Source organism: Rhizobium freirei PRF 81, from assembly GCF_000359745.1.
Taxonomy (GTDB): Bacteria; Pseudomonadota; Alphaproteobacteria; order Rhizobiales; family Rhizobiaceae; genus Rhizobium; species Rhizobium freirei.
Genome location: NZ_AQHN01000061.1, coordinates 229,664 through 254,395, shown reverse-complemented (window position 1 = coordinate 254,395; position 24,732 = coordinate 229,664). Strand labels below are relative to the sequence as shown.

At 60.0% G+C, this 24,732-nt stretch carries 18 protein-coding genes; 11 read left to right on the top strand and 7 right to left on the bottom strand.

Features of this window, described 5'->3' with window-relative positions; all coding sequences use genetic code 11:
- Positions 1–67 precede the first annotated feature (67 nt).
- Positions 68–2,854, bottom strand: coding sequence for a DNA gyrase subunit A (gene gyrA, locus RHSP_RS15825; RefSeq protein WP_004118944.1), 2,787 nt, complete (start codon positions 2,852–2,854; stop codon positions 68–70).
- A gap of 225 nt (positions 2,855–3,079) precedes the next feature.
- Here gyrA and RHSP_RS15820 point away from each other — a divergent pair, with 225 nt between their 5' ends.
- Positions 3,080–3,712: a MarC family protein gene (locus tag RHSP_RS15820; protein WP_004118943.1), complete on the top strand. Its 633-nt coding sequence runs from the start codon at positions 3,080–3,082 to the stop codon at positions 3,710–3,712.
- A gap of 75 nt (positions 3,713–3,787) precedes the next feature.
- On the opposite strand, the gene RHSP_RS15815 is transcribed toward RHSP_RS15820, so the two are convergent.
- A complete protein-coding gene (locus RHSP_RS15815) occupies positions 3,788–4,354 on the bottom strand; it encodes a single-stranded DNA-binding protein (RefSeq protein WP_037152359.1) in 567 nt (188 codons plus the stop codon).
- Positions 4,355–4,626: 272 nt separating this feature from the next.
- On the opposite strand from RHSP_RS15815, the gene uvrA reads away from it, so the two are divergent.
- Positions 4,627–7,548 carry an excinuclease ABC subunit UvrA gene (uvrA, locus tag RHSP_RS15810; protein ID WP_004118934.1) on the top strand — a complete coding sequence of 974 codons (2,922 nt, stop codon included), beginning with the start codon at positions 4,627–4,629 and terminating at the stop codon, positions 7,546–7,548.
- A gap of 33 nt (positions 7,549–7,581) precedes the next feature.
- Positions 7,582–8,388: a DUF72 domain-containing protein gene (locus RHSP_RS15805; protein ID WP_004118933.1), complete on the top strand. Its 807-nt coding sequence runs from the start codon at positions 7,582–7,584 to the stop codon at positions 8,386–8,388.
- A gap of 3 nt (positions 8,389–8,391) precedes the next feature.
- On the opposite strand, the gene RHSP_RS15800 is transcribed toward RHSP_RS15805, so the two are convergent.
- Positions 8,392–9,867: a bifunctional ADP-dependent NAD(P)H-hydrate dehydratase/NAD(P)H-hydrate epimerase gene (locus RHSP_RS15800; RefSeq protein WP_004118930.1), complete on the bottom strand. Its 1,476-nt coding sequence runs from the start codon at positions 9,865–9,867 to the stop codon at positions 8,392–8,394.
- A gap of 348 nt (positions 9,868–10,215) precedes the next feature.
- Here RHSP_RS15800 and RHSP_RS15795 point away from each other — a divergent pair, with 348 nt between their 5' ends.
- The 3 genes from RHSP_RS15795 (at position 10,216) to hspQ (ending at position 12,568) form a co-directional block, all read left to right on the top strand.
- Positions 10,216–10,554 (top strand): P-II family nitrogen regulator, encoded by a 339-nt coding sequence (locus RHSP_RS15795; RefSeq protein WP_003539626.1) that lies wholly within the window; start codon positions 10,216–10,218, stop codon positions 10,552–10,554.
- 60 nt (positions 10,555–10,614) lie between these two features.
- On the top strand, positions 10,615–12,024 hold the full coding sequence (glnA, locus tag RHSP_RS15790) for a type I glutamate--ammonia ligase (RefSeq protein ID WP_004118927.1): 1,410 nt from the start codon (positions 10,615–10,617) through the stop codon (positions 12,022–12,024).
- A gap of 214 nt (positions 12,025–12,238) precedes the next feature.
- Positions 12,239–12,568, top strand: a complete 330-nt coding sequence (hspQ, locus tag RHSP_RS15785) for a heat shock protein HspQ (RefSeq protein ID WP_004118924.1) — start codon at positions 12,239–12,241, stop codon at positions 12,566–12,568.
- A gap of 156 nt (positions 12,569–12,724) precedes the next feature.
- Here hspQ and RHSP_RS15780 read toward each other — a convergent pair whose 3' ends face one another.
- Complete coding sequence (locus tag RHSP_RS15780) at positions 12,725–13,387, bottom strand: invasion associated locus B family protein (RefSeq protein ID WP_004118920.1); 663 nt, start codon at positions 13,385–13,387, stop codon at positions 12,725–12,727.
- Positions 13,388–13,651: 264 nt separating this feature from the next.
- On the opposite strand from RHSP_RS15780, the gene RHSP_RS15775 reads away from it, so the two are divergent.
- The 3 genes from RHSP_RS15775 to ubiA all read left to right on the top strand — a co-directional run bounded on the left by RHSP_RS15775 (position 13,652) and on the right by ubiA (position 17,279).
- Positions 13,652–15,460 carry an extracellular solute-binding protein gene (locus RHSP_RS15775; protein ID WP_004118919.1) on the top strand — a complete coding sequence of 603 codons (1,809 nt, stop codon included), beginning with the start codon at positions 13,652–13,654 and terminating at the stop codon, positions 15,458–15,460.
- 91 nt (positions 15,461–15,551) lie between these two features.
- Positions 15,552–16,223 (top strand): DsbA family oxidoreductase, encoded by a 672-nt coding sequence (locus RHSP_RS15770; RefSeq protein WP_004118917.1) that lies wholly within the window; start codon positions 15,552–15,554, stop codon positions 16,221–16,223.
- A gap of 141 nt (positions 16,224–16,364) precedes the next feature.
- Positions 16,365–17,279, top strand: coding sequence for a 4-hydroxybenzoate octaprenyltransferase (ubiA, locus tag RHSP_RS15765; RefSeq protein WP_037152282.1), 915 nt, complete (start codon positions 16,365–16,367; stop codon positions 17,277–17,279).
- 76 nt (positions 17,280–17,355) lie between these two features.
- On the opposite strand, the gene RHSP_RS15760 is transcribed toward ubiA, so the two are convergent.
- Positions 17,356–17,949, bottom strand: a complete 594-nt coding sequence (locus RHSP_RS15760) for a TetR/AcrR family transcriptional regulator (RefSeq protein WP_086005363.1) — start codon at positions 17,947–17,949, stop codon at positions 17,356–17,358.
- 164 nt (positions 17,950–18,113) lie between these two features.
- Between RHSP_RS15760 and RHSP_RS15755 the strand changes: the two genes are divergently transcribed.
- Positions 18,114–18,530: a RidA family protein gene (locus RHSP_RS15755; RefSeq protein WP_004118911.1), complete on the top strand. Its 417-nt coding sequence runs from the start codon at positions 18,114–18,116 to the stop codon at positions 18,528–18,530.
- 91 nt (positions 18,531–18,621) lie between these two features.
- On the opposite strand, the gene mfd is transcribed toward RHSP_RS15755, so the two are convergent.
- Positions 18,622–22,122 (bottom strand): transcription-repair coupling factor, encoded by a 3,501-nt coding sequence (mfd, locus tag RHSP_RS15750; protein ID WP_004118909.1) that lies wholly within the window; start codon positions 22,120–22,122, stop codon positions 18,622–18,624.
- The gene (locus RHSP_RS15745) at positions 22,119–22,433 is read right to left on the bottom strand and encodes a succinate dehydrogenase assembly factor 2 (RefSeq protein WP_004118905.1); all 315 of its coding nucleotides are present in this window, start codon (positions 22,431–22,433) and stop codon (positions 22,119–22,121) included. Before RHSP_RS15745 ends, mfd begins: the two co-directional genes overlap by 4 nt.
- Positions 22,434–22,606: 173 nt before the next feature.
- On the opposite strand from RHSP_RS15745, the gene recG reads away from it, so the two are divergent.
- Positions 22,607–24,712: an ATP-dependent DNA helicase RecG gene (gene recG / locus RHSP_RS15740; protein ID WP_037152356.1), complete on the top strand. Its 2,106-nt coding sequence runs from the start codon at positions 22,607–22,609 to the stop codon at positions 24,710–24,712.
- Positions 24,713–24,732 lie beyond the last annotated feature (20 nt).

Here is a 24,732-nt window from a genome sequence, read left to right as displayed (position 1 = left end):
TAACGACCTTATTCTCTCGTCAGGACGAATAGATTATCCGCCATTTCGTCATCCGACGCTGCGATCCCTATTCCTCGCTTGCGCCCTCGACGTCACCGCCGGCTTCACCGTTGACCGTTTCATCGTCGGTGGCCGCATCGTCTTCGCCCTCCGGCTCGCTGATGCGCTCGACGGATACGACCTTCTCATCCTTGGCGGTCGAGAAGATGGTGACGCCCTTGGTCGCACGGCTGGCAATGCGGATGCCGCCCACGGGCACGCGGATCAACTGGCCGCCGTCGGAGACGAGCATGATCTGATCGCCGTCTTCGACGGGGAAGGCGGCGACGAGTTCGCCGATCTCGCCCGTCTTCGATGTATCGGTGGCGCGGATACCCTTGCCGCCGCGACCGGAGATGCGGAAGTCGTAGGAGGACGAGCGCTTGCCGAAGCCCTTTTCCGAAACCGTCAGAACGAATTGCTCCAGCGCTTTCAGCTCTTCGTAGCGCTCATCGTTCAGCTGTCCCTCTTCGGTGACTTCTTCGCCGACCAGCGCGATTTCCTCGTCCTCGCCCGTTGCAGAGCGACGCTCACTGACGGAGCGCTTGAGATAGGCCGCGCGCTCCCAAGGTTCTGCATCCACATGGCGAACGATCGTCATCGAGATAATGCGGTCGCCGGCTGCCAGGTTGATGCCGCGAACGCCGATCGAATTGCGGCCGGCAAAGACACGCACGTCCGAAACAGAGAAGCGGATGCACTGGCCAAGCGCCGTGGTCATCAGCACGTCGTCTTGCTCGGTGCAGGTCTCGACGGAAAGGATTTCGTCGCCCTCTTCCTCGAGCTTCATGGCGATCTTGCCGTTGCGGTTCACCTGCACGAAATCCGACAGCTTGTTGCGGCGCACAGTGCCGCGTGTCGTCGTGAACATCACGTCGAGATTATCCCAGCTGTCCTCATCCTCTGGCAACGGCATGATCGTGGTGATGCGTTCGCCGGGCTCCAGCGGCAGCATGTTGATCAATGCCTTGCCGCGCGAGGTCGGGGTGCCGATCGGCAGGCGCCAGACCTTCTCCTTGTAGACGATACCATGCGACGAAAAGAACAGGACCGGCGTATGTGTGTTGAGAACAAATAGCCGAGTAACAAAATCCTCGTCACGGGTCGTCATGCCCGAGCGACCCTTGCCGCCGCGGCGCTGCGCACGATAGGTCGTCAGCGGCACGCGCTTGATGTAGCCAAGGTGCGAAACGGTGACGACCATGTCTTCGCGAGCGATCAGGTCCTCGTCGTCCATTTCGAGGCCGCCATCGACGATCTCGGTGCGGCGCGGCGTTCCGAACTCGTCGCGAACGGCGGAAAGCTCTTCTTTTACAATCGCTTGAATACGAGCGCGCGAGGAAAGGATATCAAGGTAATCCTTGATCTCTACGCCGATCTGATTGAGTTCCTCATCGATTTCATCGCGACCGAGCGCAGTCAGGCGGGCCAGACGCAGTTCGAGGATGGCGCGTGCCTGCTCTTCCGAGAGGTTATAGGTGCCGTCGTCATTGATGCGGTGACGCGGGTCATCAATTAGCCGGATAAGCGATTCGACGTCCGCGGCATTCCAGCGGCGCGTCATCAGCTCTTCGCGGGCCGATTGCGGATCCGGCGCCTGACGAATAACGCGGATGACTTCGTCGATATTGGCGACAGCGATCGCCAGACCGACCAAGACGTGGGCGCGATCACGCGCCTTGCGCAGCAGATATTTGGTGCGGCGGCTGATGACTTCCTCGCGGAAGGCAACGAATGCGCGCAGCATATCCATCAGGTTCATCTGCTCGGGCTTGCCGCCGTTCAGCGCCACCATGTTGCAGCCGAAGGAGGTCTGCAGCGGCGTGTAGCGATAAAGCTGGTTCAGAATGACGTCGGCATTGGCATCGCGCTTCAGCTCGACGACGACGCGATAGCCCTGACGGTCGGATTCGTCACGCAGGTCCGAGATGCCCTCGATTCGCTTTTCGCGCACGAGTTCGGCCATTTTCTCGATCATCGACGCCTTGTTCACCTGATAGGGAATCTCGGTGATGATGATCTGCTCGCGATCGCCACGCATCGGCTCGATCGTCGCAACGCCACGCATGACGACAGAGCCGCGGCCCGTCTCATAGGCGGAACGGATACCGGCACGGCCGAGGATCTTCGCGCCGGTCGGAAAATCCGGACCGGGGATGATCTGCATCATCTCAGGCAGTTCGATCGCCGGATTATCGATCAGCGCGATACAGCCGTCGACCACTTCGGACAGATTGTGCGGCGGGATATTCGTCGCCATGCCGACGGCGATGCCGCCGGAGCCATTGACGAGCAGATTGGGGAAGCGGGCCGGCAGAACCTTCGGCTCTTCGGCGGTCGCGTCGTAGTTTTCCTGAAAATCGACGGTTTCCTTGTCGATGTCCTCGAGCAGCTCGTGAGCGACCTTCGTCAGGCGCGATTCCGTATAACGCATCGCCGCCGGCGGGTCGCCGTCGATCGAGCCGAAATTGCCCTGCCCGTCAACGAGCGGCACACGCATCGACCAGTTCTGCGCCATGCGGACCAAGGCATCGTAGATCGAAGCGTCGCCGTGGGGGTGGTATTTACCCATGACGTCGGCGACGGGGCGAGCTGACTTCACATATTTGCGGTTCCAGTGATAGCCGCTTTCATGGGCGGCATAGAGGATGCGCCGATGAACTGGCTTGAGACCATCGCGGACATCGGGAAGCGCGCGGCTGACGATCACGCTCATGGCGTAATCGAGATACGACCGCTGCATTTCCTCCATGATGGAAATCGGCTCGATGCCTGGCGGGAGCTTCCCGCCGCCGGGTGGTGTTTGCTCAGTCAAAACAGATCACGATCTCTTTTAGAATCACTGCGAAATTTATAGCCGAAAGGCCCAGCGAGCGCCAATTTGGGCCGACGTTTGTGAACAGGCTTTTGCCTCTTTAAGCCATGAAATCGAACATTTCCGTGGCGCAACCCGCCTATAGCGATGCAATACGCTTTGCGAAAGCACATTCCTCGCATAACAATGGCTGACAACAACGACAGAACAGTCTCCGGGGAACATATGGCAAGTGCGGATACGCTGATCAATGCCTTCACGACTCTGCTTGTCACAGTCGATCCGCCGGGGCTAGCGCCGCTGTTCATCGGCCTTACGGCGGGCATGAATCGTTCCGAGCGCAAGCAGGTTGCCCTGCGCGGCTCGGTGATCGCCTTCTTCATTCTGGCAGCCTTTGCCCTCTTCGGCGCGAGCGTCCTCGGCATCCTCGGCATCTCCATCGGTGCCTTCCGCATCGCCGGCGGTCTGCTGCTTTTCTGGATCGCTTTCGAGATGGTGTTCGAGCGACGGCAGGATCGGAAGGAAAAGACGACCGAGGTGGCGATCACCCAGGATCATATCCGCAATATCGCGGTCTTTCCGCTCGCCCTGCCCCTGATTGCCGGCCCTGGCGCCATCTCGGCAACGATCCTGCTGGCAGGTTCGCTGCAGACCACGCTCGACCGGGCGCAACTGATCGGCGTCATCGCCGCCAATCTCTGTCTCGTCTTCGCTGCCCTTGCCATTTCCGACAGGCTCGACCGCATGCTCGGCGCCACGGGCCGCGCCATCCTGACCCGCCTGCTAGGCGTTATCCTCGCCGCGCTTGCCGCGCAGTTCGTCGTGGACGGTGCAAGGGCGGCGCTGACTCTTCCCTGAAAACTGGCCTCGTCACGCAAAAAGCCCGCCGATAAGGCGGGCTTCGAGAAAATCCTTCGTCTCGTGCCACAAGGCTCAGAACGGGATATCGTCGTCCAGATCGCGCGAGAAATTGCCGCCGCCGCCTGCCGGGCTGCCACCGCCGCGGTTACCGCCTCCGCTCCGCGAAGAGCCCTGCGAAGACGGCTGACCGTAATCGTCGCCACCATAATCGCCGCCGTAGCCGCCACCAAAATCACCGCCACCGCGACCGCCGCGACTGCCGCCTTCAATCGAACCGCCGCCTTCGCCGCGACCATCGAGCATTGTCAGGGTCGAATTGAAGCCCTGAAGCACGACTTCAGTCGAATAACGATCCTGACCGTTCTGGTCCTGCCATTTGCGGGTCTGCAGTGCGCCTTCGATATAGACCTTGGCGCCTTTCTTCAAATATTGCTCGGCGACCTTGCAGAGGCCTTCATTGAAGATGACGACGCGATGCCATTCCGTCTTTTCCTTGCGCTCGCCGGAATTGCGGTCGCGCCAGGTTTCGGAGGTGGCGACGTTGAGATTGGCGATCGGGCGGCCGTCCTGTGTGCGGCGGATTTCCGGATCCGCCCCGAGATTTCCAACCAGAATTACCTTGTTCACACTACCGGCCATGATACCACCCTGCTTGCCGCCCATCGACGGCTTTGAAATTCAATAGGGACAGCTTAACCCATAGCGGCTGTCCGACGCTATTTATGCGGTCTTTCCAGTTTCGTTCATCCACAAAGAAATCGTCGCGATAATTTTGTTCTTTATTTGTTCTAATTTATCCTTATGATCATGTCAACGGAATCGAAAAGCCGGTTCCAACTCTTCATTTCAGCCTCGACTCGCGGGCTGACATCACTAAATAAAGGCAGACTCCAAGGGACCTGCATACGACGATGAGCGAACTGAAGACTATTTCCATACGTGGTGCGCGCGAGCACAATCTCAAGGGCATCGATCTTGACCTGCCGCGCAACAAGCTGATTGTCATGACCGGGCTTTCGGGCTCCGGCAAGTCGTCGCTCGCCTTCGACACCATCTATGCCGAGGGACAGCGCCGCTATGTCGAAAGCCTTTCGGCCTATGCGCGCCAGTTTCTAGAGATGATGCAGAAGCCGGATGTCGACCAGATCGACGGCCTGTCGCCCGCCATTTCGATCGAGCAGAAGACGACATCGCGCAATCCGCGCTCGACGGTCGGCACAGTCACCGAAATCTATGACTATATGCGCCTGCTGTTTGCCCGCGTCGGCGTCCCCTATTCGCCGGTTACCGGCCTGCCGATCGAGAGCCAGACGGTCAGCCAGATGGTCGATCGCGTCCTCGCTTACGAGGAAGGCACGAGGCTTTATATTCTGGCGCCGCTCGTGCGCGGGCGTAAGGGCGAATACAAGAAGGAACTGGCCGAGCTCATGAAAAAGGGCTTCCAGCGCGTCAAGGTCGACGGGCAGTTCTATGAAATCGCCGATGTGCCGGCGCTGGACAAAAAATACAAGCACGACATCGATGTCGTCGTCGACCGCATCGTCGTCCGGCCGGATATGGCCGCCCGCCTGGCCGACAGCTTCGAAACGTCGCTGCGGCTCGCCGATGGCCTTGCCGTTGCGGAATTCGCCGACAAGCCACTGCCGCCCGAAGAAACCGCCGCCGGCGGCTCGGCCAACAAGTCGCTGAACGAGACGCATGAGCGCGTCTTGTTCTCGGAGAAATTCGCCTGCCCGGTTTCCGGCTTCACCATTCCGGAAATCGAGCCGCGCCTGTTCTCGTTCAACAACCCCTTCGGCGCCTGCCCTTCCTGCGATGGCCTCGGCTCGCAGCAGAAGATTGATCGGGATCTGATCGTGCCGGAACCGGAGCGCACCTTGCGCGACGGCGCAATCGCGCCCTGGGCCAAATCCAGCTCGCCCTATTACAACCAGACGCTGGAAGCCCTCGGCAAGCATTACGGCTTCAAGCTCGGCAGCCGCTGGAATGAGCTGTCGGAAAAGGCTCAGGACGTCATTCTGAACGGCACGGAAGACAAGATCGAGTTTCACTATGCCGATGGTGCGCGCTCCTACACGACGCACAAGAATTTCGAAGGCATCGTGCCGAATCTTGAGCGCCGCTGGAAGGAAACGGATTCCGCCTGGGCGCGCGAGGAGATCGAGCGCTTCATGTCGGCAGCTCCGTGCCCGGCCTGTAACGGCTATCGCCTGAAGCCCGAAGCTTTGGCGGTCAAGATCGACAAGCTGCACATCAGCCAGGTGGCAGAAATGTCCATCCGCATCGCCCGCGACTGGTTCGATGCGTTGCCGGGGACTTTCACCGACAAGCAGAACGAAATCGCGGTGCGCATTCTCAAGGAAATCCGCGATCGCCTGCGCTTCCTCAACGATGTCGGTCTCGAATATCTGAGCCTGTCGCGCAATTCCGGCACGCTTTCGGGCGGTGAGAGCCAGCGTATCCGGCTGGCGTCGCAGATCGGCTCGGGCCTGACGGGCGTGCTTTACGTGCTCGACGAGCCGTCGATCGGCCTGCATCAGCGCGACAATGCCCGTCTTCTGGAGACGCTGAAGCATCTGCGTGATATCGGCAACACGGTCATCGTCGTCGAGCACGACGAGGATGCGATCCTGACGGCCGACGACGTCGTCGACATCGGTCCCGCGGCCGGCGTGCATGGCGGCCAGGTGGTGGCACACGGCACACCGCATGACATCATGGCCAACCCGAAGTCGCTGACCGGCAAATATCTTTCCGGCGAGCTCGGCGTGCCGGTTCCAGATGAGCGCCGCAAGCCGAAGAAGGGCAAGGAAATCAAGGTTGTCGGCGCACGAGGCAACAACCTGAAGAACGTCACGGCCTCCATTCCGCTTGGCGTCTTCACGGCCGTCACCGGCGTGTCCGGCGGCGGCAAGTCGACGTTCCTGATCGAAACGCTGTACAAGTCGGCTGCGCGCCGTGTCATGGGCGCCCGCGAAATCCCTGCCGATCACGACCGCATCGACGGCTTCGAGCATATCGACAAGGTGATCGATATCGACCAGTCGCCGATCGGCCGCACGCCGCGCTCGAACCCGGCGACCTATACAGGCGCCTTTACGCCGATCCGCGACTGGTTTGCCGGACTGCCGGAAGCCAAAGCACGCGGCTATCAGCCGGGCCGCTTCTCGTTCAACGTCAAGGGCGGCCGCTGCGAAGCCTGCCAGGGTGATGGCGTCATCAAGATCGAGATGCACTTTCTGCCCGACGTCTACGTCACCTGCGACGTCTGCCACGGCAAGCGCTACAATCGCGAAACGCTCGACGTTACCTTCAAGACCAAGTCGATCGCCGATGTGCTCGACATGACGGTCGAGGAAGGCGTCGATTTCTTTGCAGCCGTCCCCGCCGTGCGCGACAAGCTGCAGAGCCTGAAAGATGTCGGCCTCGGTTATATCAAGGTGGGACAGCAGGCCAATACGCTTTCGGGTGGCGAGGCGCAGCGCGTCAAGCTAGCCAAGGAACTGTCGAAGCGATCGACGGGCCGCACGCTCTACATTCTCGACGAACCCACAACCGGTCTGCATTTCCATGACGTCGCCAAGCTTCTGGAAATGCTGCACGAACTGGTCAATCAGGGCAATTCCGTCGTGGTCATCGAGCACAATCTCGAAGTCATCAAGACAGCCGACTGGATCCTCGATTTCGGTCCAGAGGGTGGCGATGGCGGCGGCGAGATCGTGGCGGTGGGCACGCCAGAGACCATCGTCAAGGAGAAGCGCTCCTATACAGGCCAGTTCCTTAGAGAATTGCTGGAGCGGCGGCCGATGAAGAAAGTTGCAGCGGCGGAGTGAAGCTTCGCCCGAGAAACGTCCTTGGAGGAAAGAATGACCAAAGCGGGCGAAATCCGCACAGGCATCGGCGGCTGGACTTTTGAGCCTTGGCGCGGGACCTTCTATCCCGACACGCTAAAGCAGAAGGACGAACTCAATTACGCCAGCCGTCAGCTGAAGGTGATCGAGGTCAACGGCACCTATTACAGCACGCAGAAGCCCGAAGTCTTCGCCAAATGGGCTGCCGACGTGCCTGACGGGTTTATCTTCTCCCTGAAGGCAACCCGCTTCGTCACCAATCGCCGCGTCCTCTCCGAGGCCGGTGAATCGATGCAGAAGTTTCTGGAGTCCGGCATCAGCGAATTGGGCGATCACCTTGGCCCGCTGCTTTGGCAGTTTGCCCCGACGAAGAAATTCGACCCGGATGATTTCGAAGCGTTTCTGAAACTGCTGCCGGCCAAACAGGACGGCCTCGCACTTAAGCATGTCGTCGAAGTCCGGCACGATTCCTTCAAGGTGCCAGAATTCGTCGCGCTGCTTGAGAAATATAATGTCGCGCCGGTTTGCGCCGAGCATTTCGAATATCCGATGATCGCGGATGTCACCGCCGATTTCGTCTATGCCCGCCTTCAGAAAGGCTCGGACGACATCAAGACCTGCTATCCGGAGAAAGATCTGAAGGCCTGGGCCGATCGCCTGAAGACATGGGCGAGTGGCAAAGTGCCGGACGATCTGCCGCTGATCGATGCCGGCCGCAAGGTCAAGGTCGAACCTCGCGATGTCTTTGCCTTCATGATCCACGAAGGCAAGGTAAACGCCCCTCCGGGCGCGATTGCATTGCAGCAAGAGGTTGCGAAATAGGGATTAGAGCGGCTTGACGCTGGCGACGAGATCTTCGGCCGTCAGCCCCTTGCCGGCATGCTGGCCCGCCAGCCCATGCAGCCAGACTCCGGCGGCGGCAGCCTCAAAAGCCGGCGCCCCTTGCGCCATAAGTCCGCCGACGATGCCGGCCAGCACATCGCCGGACCCGGCGGTGGCAAGCCACGGCGGCGCATTGGCATTGATCAGCGCTCGTCCGTCCGGCGCGGCAATGACGCTATCGGCACCCTTGTAGATGATGGCGGCATGAGCTCTGGCAGCCGCCGCTCTTGCTTTGCCGACTTTACTCAAGGCCGTATCTGCGGCGATATCGGGGAAGAGCCGTGCGAACTCGCCTTCATGCGGCGTCAGCACCAATCGTGTCGGTCCCGCGGCAAAGGCGTCGAAAAGCTGCTGCGGGTCGTCGCGAAACGAGGTGATGCCATCGGCATCCAGCACCAGATGGCGGTCGGCAAGCGCGAGGCAGAATTGTCGCGCTTTTTCGCCGGCGCCAAAACCAGGTCCGAGAATGAAGGTCGAAAGGCGTTGATCGGTAAGCCATACCCGCAACGACGCTTCATCCTCGACGGCATGCAGCATGATTGCCGTGAGCAGGCCCGCATTGACGCTCATTGCCTCCAGCGGTGAGGCGATGGTGACGAGCCCTGCCCCGGCCTTCAGCCCGGCCATGGCGGACATGCGCGCAGCACCTGTCGCATTCGGCCCACCGGAAAAGACGACCAGATGACCACGCTTGTATTTGTGCGTATCGGCGCCCGCCGACGGTATCCTTGTCTGCCACTGCGCCGGCGTGTTTTCACCGATCAAGCCATCGGCGTGGGCGCGGACGATGCGGGCAGGAATGCCGATGTCGAAGACTTCCAGCTCGCCACAGAGGTCACGGCCGGGCAGCAGGAGGTGGCCCGGCTTGCGCGTCATGAAGGTCACGGTGCGCGTCGCGCGAAAGGCAGCGCCAAGGATCTGGCCGCTCGCCCCGTCAAGACCGGAAGGTAAATCGACGGCGATGACAGGAATATCCGCCTCATCTATGCGCGCAATAACGGCTACGACCTCGTCCGGAACCCGACGAGACAAGCCTGCGCCAAAGATGGCGTCGACGACGACATCGCCACGGCGCGGCGCGTAGCTTGCGATCGCCTCTCCTTCAATCGGACGGTCGGCAAAGGCGCGTGCAGCGTCGCCTTTCAACCGTTGCGGATCCCCGAGATGAAAAAGCAGCACCATGGCTCCGGCCAGCCTCAGAGCACGCGCCGCGACATAGCCGTCGCCACCATTATTGCCCGGGCCGCAAAGAACGACAAAACGCAACGCCCCAGGAAAGTAGCGAAGCGCGCTTGCGGCGACCGCCTGCCCGGCTTTTTCCATAAGCCCGTAGGAATCGATGGAAGAAGCAGCCGCTTCCTTATCGACTGCGGCCATGTCATCTGGAGAGAGGAGCAGATCGGCGAGCGGTAACATCATAGGGCAGCATTATAGATGCGAAATCTGCCTGAAAAACAACCGCAATTCCGGCGTCTATTTTGATCAAAAAATATGCATCTGCATACCGATTAAACAAATTCATTCAAGGTCTTGCGAGAGCACGAATACGACGTGCAAGGCACTTTTTTGCGAAATTTTGCTTATCCAGTCCATTTTGGTGCGAAATCGCTTCCATTTTTCTGAAAAATCCTCATCAATTCATCGTCTCGGCGCGAATTCGCCGGGATTTTTTACGGAGGTCGTTTCCCAATTGGCACGATACGTGCATACGTTGGTCGAGCGGGGAGTAGTCCTGCTGTAACAGGAGAAGCGGAGAGACATTTTCTCATGAAAAAGATCGAAGCGATCATCAAGCCCTTTAAGCTCGACGAAGTGAAGGAAGCCCTTCAGGAAGTCGGCCTCCAGGGTATCACCGTCACGGAAGCGAAGGGCTTCGGTCGTCAAAAGGGCCACACGGAGCTTTACCGTGGCGCCGAATACGTCGTCGACTTCCTGCCGAAGGTGAAGGTCGAAGTCGTACTGGCAGACGAAAATGCGGAGGCGGTGATCGACGCCATCCGCAAGGCCGCCCAAACCGGCCGTATCGGCGACGGAAAGATCTTCGTCTCCAATGTGGAGGAAGTCATCCGAATCCGCACCGGTGAAACGGGCATCGACGCCATCTAACCCGCCCGGCCCGAGCGGCCGAGGCTCGTAATCGTCATCTAAGTCAAGGGAAGCAGTTTAATGACGACCGCAAGCGAAATTCTGAAACAAATCAAGGACAATGACGTCAAGTTCGTTGACTTGCGTTTCACCGACCCCAAGGGCAAGCTTCAGCACGTCACCATGGACGTGATCTGCGTCGATGAAGACATGTTCGCCGACGGCGTCATGTTCGATGGCTCCTCGATTGGCGGCTGGAAGGCCATCAACGAGTCCGACATGGTGCTGATGCCCGATCCGGACACGGTCCACATGGATCCGTTCTTCGCACAGTCCACCATGGTCATTCTCTGCGATATTCTCGATCCGGTCTCCGGCGAAGCCTATAACCGCGATCCGCGCGGCACCGCCAAGAAGGCCGAAGCCTACCTCAAGGCCTCCGGCATCGGCGACACCGCCTTCTTCGGCCCGGAAGCCGAATTCTTCGTCTTCGATGACGTCAAGTACAAGGCCGACCCGTACAATACCGGCTTCAAGCTCGATTCCAGCGAACTGCCTTCCAACGACGATACGGATTATGAGACCGGCAACCTCGGTCACCGTCCGCGCGTCAAGGGTGGCTACTTCCCGGTTCCGCCGATCGACAGCTGCCAGGACATGCGTTCGGAGATGCTGACGGTTCTCACCGAAATGGGCGTCGTCGTCGAAAAGCATCACCACGAAGTCGCCGCCGCCCAGCACGAACTCGGTATCAAGTTCGACACGCTGGTTCGCAGCGCCGACGGCATGCAGATCTACAAATACGTCGTGCATCAGGTCGCCAACGCCTACGGCAAGACGGCAACCTTCATGCCGAAGCCGATCTTCGGCGACAACGGCTCGGGCATGCACGTCCATCAGTCGATCTGGAAGGGCGGCAAGCCGACCTTCGCCGGCGACGAATATGCGGGCCTTTCCGAAAGCTGCCTCTACTACATCGGCGGCATCATCAAGCATGCCAAGGCAATCAACGCCTTCACCAACCCGTCGACGAACTCCTACAAGCGTCTCGTCCCTGGTTACGAAGCGCCGGTTCTGCTCGCCTATTCGGCTCGCAACCGCTCCGCTTCCTGCCGCATTCCGTTCGGCTCGAACCCGAAGGCAAAGCGCGTCGAAGTCCGCTTCCCTGACCCGACCGCCAACCCCTATCTGGGCTTCGCCGCCATGCTGATGGCCGGCCTCGACGGCATCAAGAACAAGATCCATCCCGGCAAGGCCATGGACAAGGATCTCTACGACCTGCCGCCGAAGGAACTGAAGAAGATCCCGACGGTCTGCGGCTCGCTGCGCGAAGCTTTGGAAAGCCTCGACAAGGACCGTAAGTTCCTGACCGCCGGCGGCGTCTTCGACGACGACCAGATCGATTCCTTCATCGAACTGAAGATGCAGGAAGTCATGCGCTTCGAAATGACCCCGCATCCGGTCGAATACGACATGTACTATTCGGTCTGATAGAAGACATGAAAGCCCCGGCTCGCCGGGGCTTTCTCCATGATGGGCAGCGGGTGGCAGGCCTGCCATTGCATGGAGTTTTCACAATCAGCCCTTTGCTCGGCGTTCGAAGTAGAACCGAGCCGAATGTGACAGTTCGATAACAGAATGGGGGCAAAATCCTTGATATCAGTGGTAAAAGTCACCACATGATGTGTTGAAAGGAAGTCGTGCCATGAAACAACGAAACGCAAAATTCAATATTGGCGACGTGGTTCGACACCGGATGTTCCCCTTCCGCGGTGTCATCTTCGATGTCGATCCGGAATTTGCAAATACCGAGGAATGGTGGAATTCCATCCCGGCCGAAGTGCGGCCCACCAAGGACCAGCCCTTCTACCACCTTCTCGCCGAAAACGACGAGACGGAGTATGTCGCATACGTATCCGAACAGAATCTGATCAGCGACGAGAGCGGCGTTCCGCTGCGTAATCCGCAGGTCGCCCAGATTTTTGACCAGGCGCCCACAGGTCAGCTCAAACCCAAGATGAGCCTCGCCCACTAAACGTCTCCAAACCCAAGCATTTCGAAGGGAAGGTGCCCCGACGCCTTCCCTTTTCATTTGTACACCGCAGGACGACAGGATTGACGACGCGCAAAGAAAAAGCCCGGATCGCTCCGGGCTTTTTCTTTCGTAAGATGAATGAAGCTCTCGGCCAGCTTACTGCTGCTTGGCGGCCTTCTGGGCGTCTTCCAGCTTCTTGCGTGCTTCCTCGGCCTTCTTCTGCATGCTGTCCTGCAGGCTCTTCTGGCTTTCGGCAAGCTTGCTGTCGGAGATTGCAGGGCCGTCAAAGGCAGCGCCAAAGCCGGACAGCGAGATCTTGATCGGGTTCGGGGCGCGGCGGAAGTTGATCGAGGTGAAGGTGACGTCGGTGCCCTTCTTCAGCGAAGCGATCATAGCGTCGGTGACGGGAACTTCCGCGGTGCACTTGTCCGGAAGGCAGACTGCATAGTCGAGCTTCTGGCCCTTGCCGCCATCAACCTGCATGGTGATGCCGGGCGGGATCAGACGAGCCGTCGGAACCGAAATCTGCAGGATCTTGCGGTTGACCTTGCCGTCGACGGAGATGAGGCCGACCGCGGTCACCAGCTGGCCGTTATTGGCCATGATCAGGTTCTGCACGATGCAGATATCGGCATCGTCCTGCTTGGCGCAGGTCTTGTACCAGCCGAGACGCGGCTGGTTGGGATCGGCACCACCACCATCGGCGGGAGCGGCATTGGACGCATCCTGAGCGAAGGCAGCAGCCGGGAGCGCCGCACCGATCATGAGAGCCAGAGCAGAGAGACCTGCCCGCATTTTGTTGTCAGTCTTGAACATCATAGCGAAACCGCCTCCTGAAATCCGCTTCGGGGCAACGGCGTGCCGCCCCATGCAATTCGGGTCAAACCGTCGTCCACCTGTCGAATGAATAAGGCAAATGCATGACCCGGGAAACCCGGCACCCCTGTTACATCGCACCGGCGCGGATATCCAGCATTTCTTTGGCCTTTTCTGTTGAGACCCAAGAATTCCATAGTCGCGTGTTGAATTCGGCACGCTCATGATAAGGTTCGGCCGAATCGTACCCTTACCGGAAAGGATGCCATGCAAGCGCTCCGGATCGCTGTTTTCCTGTTCTTCGCAACCTTGTGCAATGCCGTAGCGGCGCAACCGCTTTATGGTATCGCCATGCACGGAGATCCGGCGCTGCCGGCGGACTTCAAGCATTTCCCCTACGTCAATCCGGATGTCAAAAAAGGCGGCCGCATCAGCTATGGCGTCGTCGGCACCTTCGACAATCTCAATCCCTTTATTCTGAAGAGCATGCGCACAACCGCGCGCGGCATGTGGGATCCTGAGTACGGCAATCTCGTCTACGAGTCGCTGATGCAGCGCTCAAGCGACGAGCCCTTCACACTCTACGGACTGCTGGCCCAGACGGTAGAATGGGACGACAATCGCAGCTTCATCCAGTTCAACCTCAATCCAAAGGCTAGATGGTCGGACGGCCAGCCGGTGACGCCGGAAGATGTGATGTTCACCTTCCAGCTCCTGCGTGACAAGGGTCGCCCCAACTTTTCGTCTCCGCTGAAAGGAGTCGGCGAGATGGAGAAGGTCGGCGAGCATAGCGTGCTGATCCATTTCAACGAGGCGGCGAATCGCGAAACGCCGCTGATCATCGCCATGCTGCCGATCTTGCCGAAACACATCATCGATGTGGATAGTTTCGAGCGAACCACGCTCGCCTTTCCCATCGGCTCCGGACCATACAAGATCAAGAGCATCGATCCAGGCCAGCGCATCATTTACCAGCGCGATCCCGGCTATTGGGGCAAGGACATTCCCACGAAAGTCGGCATCGACAATTACGACGAGATATCCGTCACGTATTTCCTGCAGGAAACCACGTTGTTCGAATCGTTCAAGAAGGGCGATATCGACGTCTATCCCGACGGCAGCCCCGGTCACTGGCAGCAGGCGTATAGTTTCCCGGCCGTAAGTTCCGGCGCCGTCGTCAAGGAGACGTTCAGGCCGAAAACGCCGAGCGGCATGCTGGGCTTCGTCTTCAACACACGCCGGCCGATCTTTGCCGATAGGAATGTGCGCAAGGGTCTGACGCTCGTCTTCGATTTCGAATGGTTCAACCGCAGCCTTGCCTCCAGCGCCTATACGCGCACCGAAAGCTATTGGCAGAATTCCGACCTTTCCTCTTTCGGCGTGCCTGCCGATGCCAAGGAGCTCGCGATGCTCGGACCAATCAAGGACCGTATCGACCCCGACGTGCTTGACGGAACCTACAAGCTCCCGGTGAGCGATGGTTCCGGCCGCGACCGCAAGATCCTGCGCAAGGCCGTCAACTTCCTGAAGCAGGGCGGCTACACGATCAAGGGCGAACGCATGGTCGACAGCGCCGGTCGGCAGCTCAGCTTCGAGATCATGACGCAGAATGCGGATCAGGAGCGCATCGCCATTGCCTATCGCCGCTCGCTGGCGCTGCTCGGCATCGCTGTCACCATCCGTACCGTCGACGATTCGCAATATCAGTTGCGGACGGGAAGCTACGACTACGACATGATCCTGAAAGCCTATCCATCCTCGCTATCTCCCGGCACGGAACAGCTGGGACGATGGGGGTCGGCCGCCGCCAAGGCGGCGGGAAGCTTCAATTACGCCGGTGTCGCCGATCCCGATGTTGACGCGCTGATGGGACATTTCCTGACGGCGCATTCGTCCGAGGATTTCCGCGACGCGGTGCGCTCCTTCGACCGCATACTGATCTCCGGCTATTACATGGTACCGCTCTATCATATCGGCCAGCAGTGGATTGCGCGGCGCAGCCATATCGCCCGTTCGGACGTATTGCCGCTCTATGGCTACTACCTGCCGGCTTGGTGGGACGCCTCGGCTCAATGATGTCAACCGGTTCCCTTTCGGTAACCGGTTGAAGCCATCGCCACAAAGGCCTAGATGGAGGGGAATTGCCTGAAACCGAAAGGACGGAACCATGGAACGCATCACGATCGATATTGTCTCGGACGTCGTCTGCCCATGGTGCTATCTCGGCAAGGCCCGGCTGGAGCTGGCGATTGCCGAGGTGCAGGATGAAGTGGGCGTCGACCTCAACTGGCGCCCCTACCGCCTGAACCCCGACTATCCGCCCGAAGGCGTCGACCAGAAGAAGGCGCTCGAGCAGAAACTCGGCGGCGCGGAGCGTGTCGCGCAAGGGCACAAGATGCTGAGCGATCTCGGCCGGGAAGTGGGAATCAAGTTCGATTTCGACGCCATCAAGATCGGCCCCAACACGCTCGACGCACACCGCCTCATCCATTGGGCCGTGACCGAGAGCCGCGAGAAGCAGGACAAGGTCGTCAACGCGCTGTTCAAGGCCAATTTCGAAGAGGGCCGCAATGTCGGCGATCACGCGGTTCTGCTCGATATCGCCGAAAGGGCCGGCCTCGACCGCTCCGTCATCGCAACGCTGCTTGCCTCCGATGCCGACCGCGACCTGATCATCGGCGAGATCGAAGCTGCCCAGAAGATCGGCGTCACCGGCGTCCCCTTCTTCATCTTCGATCAGCAATATGCGGTCAGCGGCGCGCAGACGCCGGATGTACTTGCCGGGGCGCTGAGAGACATCGCCAAGATGAAGGCCGAGGCTCGGGCCGGGATGAATTGACCAGCGGTCGGTGATAGCTTGATTGCACAAGGGAGACCGCCGACGTTACCTGCCGAATAAGTGGCGTCGCCGCTTGCGGTCGTTGCGGCATAGACAAAAATCTCGATTTTGCGTCGTCGACTCAGCCACTGGATTTCGACGATGCATACTTCCAGCCGCCCGGACCTAAGTGACATAAAACTCGGAGACTGGGTGGATCGTCATTTGCCATCGGCATGGCGACCCTATGCCCGGCTCGCACGTCTGGATCGGCCCGTGGGCACGTGGCTTACGCTTTTTCCCTGCTGGGCAGCGCTTATCCAGGCGTCCCATGGTTTTCCAGACTTCCGGCATCTGTTGATCTTCTCTCTCGGCGCCTTGCTGATGAGAAGCGCGGGTTCGACCGTCAATGATATCGCCGATCGGAAATTCGACGGCCACGTCGAACGCACCCGCTTTCGGCCCTTGGCGAGCCGCCAGATCGGCTTGCCACAGGCCATATCGTTTCTGGGGACGGAACTCGTCCTCGCCGCTTTGCTTCTTTTCTTCCTGACGCCCTTCACGCGCCTTGTCGCCATCTGCGTACTGCCACTCGTCTTCATCTATCCTCTTTGCAAACGCTTCACGCATTGGCCTCAGGCAGTGCTTGGCGCAGCGTTCAATTGGGGGATGCTGATGGCCTGGTCGGAAGTTACCGGCGAAGTGCCAACTGGTGCGATTCTGATGTGGATTGGCGCAATTGCCTGGCAGATCGGCTACGACACCGTTTATGCCTATGTCGATGTTAGAGATGATACGCGTCTCGGCCTGAAGTCGACGGCAATCCTGTTCGGTAAGCGCGGCAAGACATATATTGCTCTGTTCTACGCTGTTGCGATTGTAGCATGGTCGGCTGGCGGGTGGTTGGTCGGCATGTCTCCAGCCTACGACATCGGAATGCTGGTCATCGCCGCGCATCTTGGCTGGCAGATCTGGCGTCTCGATATCGCTCGTCCCGAAGTCAACTACCGGCTATTCCTAGCAAATATCCTGACGGGCGTCTTGCTGGCAGCATCGGCTTTCCTCGGCACTTTCTAGGTAGGCAGCCACGAAAGCAATTGTGCGCTTGCAACTCCCCATCGTCGCTCTGCAGCTTTGCGGGGCGAATAATACGTCAGCTTTGATCCACGGCCAGCAATCCCGACGCTATCGCCCGGAACGCCTCTATCGCCTTGGGAAGCACTTCCTTGGGGCTGTCGCTGGCAGCAACCCAGAGGGCGGCATTCAATGCTGCGCCGGAGAGGAGCCGGGCGGCGGCTTCCTCATCGAGCGGCTTGATGACCTTTCGCTCCAGAAGTGTTGAAACCGTCTGCCGGGTCGCCGCGAGACAGCTGTTCTGACTGGGCCATTTCGATGGATCACCCAACACCGCCGGGCCGTCGAGCAAAACAATGCGTTGAACCTCCGGATCGAGAGCCATTTCGATATAGGCTTCGCCTTCCGCCAACAGTCTTTGCCAATCACCATCCGCCAGTCTGGCGATCTCCTTAGCCCGCAAGGCCATTTCGCTGTCGATCTGATGGACGACAGCGGCAAACAGCCCCCTCTTGTCACCGAAATTGTGATAAAGTGCGCCCCTTGTCAGTCCGACATCCGCCGTCAACTCGTCCATCGACGCGGCTGCAAATCCCCTATCGGCGAAAGCTTTTCGCGCGGCGGCAACGAGCTTGTTGCGGTTCTCTTCCATCGTTTCCAGGCGTTTGGCCATTTTACCCTCAAATTTCACATACGCTTCGTATTTGAATTGACACGCAGCGCACGCGACACTATTTCACATACGGACCGTATATCAAATGAAGCGGTGCTTTTAAATGCCGCGCAAGATTGCGGCCCTTTAATTTCTTCTATCAACACAAGCGAAAGCAGGCTGTAATGACGAAGCGCAATGCGATCTTTCCCGCGGACAGACATGCTCTCTACGAAGAACATGGCTATTCCGCCGCAATCCGTTCCGGTGATCTTCTATTCGTTTCGGGTCAAGTCGGCAGCCGCGCAGATGGGAGCCCGGAGCCGGATTTCGAGCGTCAGGTCCAGCTCGCCTTCGACAATCTGCGAGCAACCTTGGAGGCGGGCGGCTGCACTTTTGACGATATTGTTGACGTCACCACGTTCCACACCGACCCGGAAAACCAGTTCGGAATGATCATGGCTGTCAAGAACAGGATCTTCAATGAAGCGCCCTACCCGAACTGGACGGCGATCGGCGTTAACTGGCTGGCGGGTTTCGATTTTGAAATCAAAGTTATAGCGCGTATTCCGGATGCAGCTAGTCACTCACAGGCGGCGTGAAGCCCATGACAGATTTCGGCCCCGCGCAGCAGATAGCTCGCCGGGGCCGAAAATGCTGTTCGGAAAAGGCCGCAAAGCGAAGCTGCGTCTCCTATTTTGCCAATTCCGCCAACTGAGTCATAACAACTGCCGCGCCCTGCAGCCGCTTTTCCGGCGTCGGCAGGTCACGGGTCAGGAAGACGCTCTGGTCGGGGCGGATCTTCGCCATCGTGCCCTGCTTCGCGATATAGCCGACGAGGTTGGCCGGGTTGGGGAATTCCTTGTTGCGGAACTGCACGACGACGCCCTTCGGGCCGGCGTCCAGCTTCTCGACATTGGCGATGCGGCAGAGCGACTTGATGTAGACGATCTTCAGCAGGTGCTGGACCTCGATCGGCATCGGCCCGAAACGGTCGATCATTTCGGCACCGAAACCGTCGATCTCCTTGATTTCGGTGATCTCGCCGAGGCGGCGATAGAGCGCCATGCGCAGATGCAGATCCGGCACGTAATCGTCTGGGATCATAACCGGCGTGCCGACGGAGATCTGCGGCGACCAGCCGGTATCCTGGATCTCGTCGACGCCCTTGACCTCGGCGACAGCCTCCTCGAGCATCTGCTGGTAAAGCTCGAAGCCGACTTCCTTGATATGACCGGACTGTTCTTCGCCGAGCAGATTGCCGGCGCCGCGGATGTCTAGATCGTGGCTGGCGAGCTGGAAGCCGGCGCCGAGCGTGTCGAGCGACTGCAGCACCTTCAACCGACGCTCGGCCGTCGTGGTCAGCACCTTGTTGACCGGCAGGGTGAAGAGCGCGAAGGCGCGCACCTTGGAGCGACCGACACGGCCGCGAAGCTGATAGAGCTGGGCAAGGCCGAACATATCGGCGCGATGGACGATCAGCGTGTTGGCTGTCGGCACGTCGAGACCGGATTCGACGATGGTGGTCGATAGCAGCACGTCATAACGACCTTCGTAGAAGGCATTCATGATGTCTTCCAGCTCGCCGGCCGGCATCTGGCCGTGGGCGACCGCCACCTTCAGCTCCGGCACATCCGACTGCAGGAAGGCGTGGATATCGGCGAGATCGGCAAGCCGCGGGCAGACATAGAAGCTCTGGCCGCCGCGATAATGCTCGCGCATCAGCGTTTCACGGATCACGAGGGAATCGAAGGGCGAAATGAAGGTGCGCACCGCCATGCGGTCGACCGGCGGCGTGGTGATGAGCGACAGTTCGCGCACACCCGTCATCGCAAGCTGCAGTGTGCGCGGGATCGGCGTCGCCGACAGCGTCAGCACATGCACGTCGCTCTTCAGTTCCTTCAGGCGCTCCTTGTGCTTGACGCCGAAATGCTGCTCCTCGTCGATGACGAGCAGGCCAAGATTGGCGAAGCTGATGCCGGAGCCAAGCAGCGCATGCGTGCCGACGACGATATCGGTCTTGCCTTCCGCCACTTCCTTCTTGGTAAGCGCCAGATCCTTGGCGCCGACCAGGCGTGACGCCTGCTGTATCCGGATCGGCAGGCCGCGGAAGCGCTCCGAGAAGGTCTTGAAGTGCTGGCGGGCAAGCAAGGTCGTCGGCACGACGACGGCGACCTGTGCGCCGTTCATTGCCGCGACGAAGGCGGCGCGCAATGCTACTTCCGTCTTGCCGAAGCCGACGTCGCCGCAGACGAGGCGGTCCATCGGCCGGCCGGCACCGAGATCCTCGCGCACCGCCTCGATGGCGTTCATCTGATCGTCGGTCTCGTCATAGGGGAAGCGCGCGGCAAACTCGTCATAGAGGCCGTCCGGCGTCGCCAATACAGGCGCGTGGCGCGTCAGGCGTTCGGCCGCAACGCGGATCAAGGCGCCCGCCATATCGAGCAGGCGTTTCTTGAGCTTGGCTTTGCGCATCTGCCAGGCGCCGCCGCCGAGCTTGTCGAGCTGCGCCTCTGTACCTTCGCCGCCATAGCGTGACAGAAGATCGATGTTTTCGACCGGCAGGAACAACTTGGCATCGTCGGCATAGAGCAATTCAAGGCAGGCATGCGGCGCGCCGGCTGCCTCGATGGTCTTGAGGCCGACGAAACGGCCGATACCATGCTCGGCGTGAACGACGATCGAGCCCTCGTCCAGGCCTGCCACTTCCGAGATGAAATCGGCCGCGCGCTTGCGGCGCTTGGAGCGGCGCACCATGCGGTCGCCAAGAATGTCCTGCTCGCCGATGATGACGAGATCGCCGGCCTCGAAACCGGCTTCCAGGCTGAGCACGGCGGCGGCCGCCTCGCCTTTGGCCAAACCACCAAGATCCTTGAAAGCCTCGATTGTCTTGACGCGTGCCAGCCCATGCTCTGATAGCACCTGCAGCAGGCGGTCGAGCGAGCCTTCGGTCCAGGCTGTGATCAGCACTTTGCTGCCAGTGGCACGCTTGTCTGCAATATGCTTGACGACAGCGTCGAAGACGTTGACCCGCTCGCTGTCGGCGCTATCGGTGGCGGAGCGTGCCCAGCGGGGCCCCTGGCGGGCGTCTAGGCTCACAACGCGGCGTGCCTCACCCTCATGCTCGTTGAACGGCGATATGCGGATGGCGCCGAAGGCATCGAGCGCATTACCGAAGGCTTTGCCATCGAGATAGAGCTGGCCCGGGGTAACGGGCTTGTATGGCGTGCCCTGCGCCATCTGGCCCTTGCCCTGCTGACCGGAGTTCAGGCGAGCATCGTAATAGTCGAAGACGAGCTTGGAGCGCTCCTCAGCGGCCTCGCGTACCGTGTGGTCGCTCACCAGCCGGAAGCCCTTGAGATAGTCGAATACCGTCTCCAGCTTCTCGTAGAACAGTGGCAGCCAGTGTTCCATGCCGGCGTAACGACGACCTTCGGAAACGGCGACATAGAGCGCATCGTCGCGCGTGGCGGCGCCGAAGGCCGAGAGGTAATTCTTGCGGAAGCGGCTGATCGTATCCGGCGTCAGCGTCACTTCGCTCATCGGATTGAGATCGAGCGAGCGCACCTGCCCCGTCGTGCGCTGGCTGGCGGGATCGAAGCTGCGGATGCTTTCCAGCGTATCCCCGAAGAAATCGAGGCGCACCGGCTCTTCCGTGCCAGGAACGAAGACGTCGAGAATGCCGCCGCGCACGGCGAATTCACCGACCTCGCGCACGGTCGCGACACGGTCGAAACCATTGCGCTCCAGGCGGCTGGCAATATCATCCATCCGCACCTGATTGCCGGGCCGGGCGGAAAACGCCAGGCTCTCGATCACCTCCTGCGGCGCCACCTTCTGCAGCATGGCATTGACCGTGACAAGCACGATTGCCGCATGCGGCTTGCGATGATGCGCGATCAGGCCGGAGAGCGCAGCCAGGCGGCGGGCCGAGGTATCGGAACTCGGCGAGACGCGGTCGTAGGGAAGGCAATCCCAGGCTGGCAGAGTGAGAACCGGTATTTCGGGCGCGATGAAGCCGAGTATCTGTTCGACATCGGCCATGTGCTGACCGTCTGACATGACATAGGCGACCGGCTGGCCGGCTCGTGCCAGATCAGCAAGCAGGAATGGCTCCATACCGGCCGGCACATGGCCGACCGTCAGCGGCTCGCTTGCGGCGAGCACCTTTTTCGCGTCGAAACCGGGGATCATTTCGTCAATCCAAACCTTTCGGCGATCTCTTCGAAATCTGGCTTGTAGGATGTCAAGCGCTCAAACATCGGCGTCTGCATATGCTGCGGCGTCGGCTCGCTGCCGAGAATCCACTTGAGGAGATCATTGTCCTCCTCGGCCATGATACGCTCGAGTTCATCGAGATCGGCCTCGGGGAGGTTTGGCAACTCGTTATCGGCAAACTGGCCGAAGACCAGATCCATCTCGCGGATGCCGCGATGCCAACAGCGGAAAAGGATGCGCCGGCGGCGAGGATCGAGATCGGCACTGCTGAGGGTCAGCCCAGTCATCAAAAACACCTTTATGTTGATGCGTCTCTATAAAACCAGCGTCGTAAGGTGGGAACCGGTTTTTCAGAAAAAAGCGCCTGCGATGCAATTTTCCGGGGAGTGTTGGGCTCGATGGAGCCGAGTTCTCCGCCGCCCCTTGCCAAATGTGCCCTGCCCGTCGCATTTTGCCGGCCATGCGTCCCGCCATCCTCGATCCGTTGTTTGCCTCAATCTCTTCGCTGCCCGGCGTCGGGCCGAAGGTATCCGAGCTGCTGGCGAAGCTGCTCGACCGCGAAACGATCGACGACTGCCGCGTCGTCGACCTCATTTTCCACGCGCCGCATTCGATCATCGACCGGCGCGAACAGCCGGGTATCGCCCGAGCGCCGCAAGGAGCCATCGTCACCATTACCGGCCGTGTCGACCGGCATCAGCCGCCGCCCAATGCACGCAGCAATGTGCCCTACCGCGTCTATCTGCATGACGAAACCGGCGAGCTTGCGCTGGTCTTCTTCCGCGGCAAGGCGCAATGGCTGGAAAAGCAGCTGCCGATCGACGAGACCGTCACGGTCAGCGGCAAGGTCGACTGGTTCAATGGCCGGCCGTCGATGGTGCATCCCGACTATATCATGCGCGAGAGCGAGGCGGAAAACCTGCCGCTGGTCGAACCGGTCTACCCGCTGACCGCGGGCCTGACACCGAAGTTCCTGCGCAAGACCATCGAGGGGGCACTCCCACGCATTCCGCAACTACCCGAATGGGATGACATCGCCCTTGCCCAGAAGCAGGGCTTTCCCTCGATCTCCGACAGTTTCCATATGCTGCATACGCCACGGGACGCCGCCGATATCGACCCGCAGGCGCCGGCACGCCGCCGGCTTGCTTATGATGAATTCCTCGCGGGGCAATTGTCGCTCTCTCTCGTGCGTCAAAGGCTGCGCAAGGTTGCCGGCCAACCCGTGCGCGCCACTGGAGAAATCAGCAACAAGATATTGGAATCCCTGCCCTTCTTCATGACGAATAGTCAGCGCGACGCGGTCGCGGATATTCTCAAGGATATGGCCGGCACAGAGCGCATGCTCCGGCTGCTGCAAGGCGACGTCGGCGCGGGAAAGACGCTGGTTGCCTTGATGGCGATTGCCGCCGTGATCGAAAGCGGCGGCCAGGCCGTGTTGATGGCGCCGACCGAAATCTTGGCACGCCAACACTACGCGACGATCTCGAAATTCGCTGCGAGTGCAAACCTTTCCGTCGAAGTTCTTACAGGTCGCACGAAGGGGCGTGAGCGGGATGTGATCCTGGAACGCATCGCCTCCGGCGAGGCGCAGATCGTCATCGGCACGCATGCCTTGTTCCAGGACAGCGTCGCCTATGCCAATCTCATGCTGGCTGTCGTCGACGAGCAGCATCGCTTCGGCGTCCATCAGCGCCTGCGCCTGACCGCGAAGGGCATCTCGCCGCATATGCTCGTCATGACCGCAACGCCGATACCGCGGACGCTGGTGCTGGCCGCCTTTGGCGATATGGACGTTTCCAAACTTACCGAGAAGCCGGCAGGCCGCAAGCCGATCCAGACGATCACTATCCCGAACGAGAGAACAGGCGACATCGTCGCCCGTCTGAAAAGTGCGCTGTCAGAAGGCAAAAAAGCCTATTGGATATGCCCACTTGTGGAGGAATCCGAAGAATCCGATTTAATGTCCGTCGAAGAGCGTCATGAGACGCTGACCAAGGCACTCGGGCCGGGCATTGGCCTCATCCATGGCCGGATGAGTGGCCCGGAAAAAGATGCCGTCATGATGGCCTTCAAGAATGGCGAAATCCGCCTGCTGGTCGCCACGACGGTGGTGGAAGTCGGTGTCGATGTGCCGGATGCGACGATCATGGTGATCGAGCATGCCGAGCGTTTCGGCCTTGCACAGCTGCATCAGCTGCGCGGGCGTGTCGGCCGTGGCGACGAAGCCTCCACCTGCATCCTGCTCTACAAGGGGCCACTTGGCGAGACCGGCCATGCGCGACTGTCGATCATGCGCGACACAGAGGACGGCTTCCGCATTGCTGAGGAGGACTTGAAGCTGCGCGGCGAAGGCGAGCTTCTCGGCACGCGTCAGTCCGGCACGCCCGGCTTCCGCATTGCCAGTCTTGAGGCGCATGCCGATCTTCTGGAAATCGCCCGCAAGGATGCCGCCTATCTGATCGAACGCGATCCGGAGCTGACGAGCGAGCGCGGTGTGGCGGTGCGCACCCTGCTCTATCTCTTCCGCCGCGACGAAGCGATCCGCTTCCTGCGGGCGGGATGAGCGGATGGACGCATTTGCTG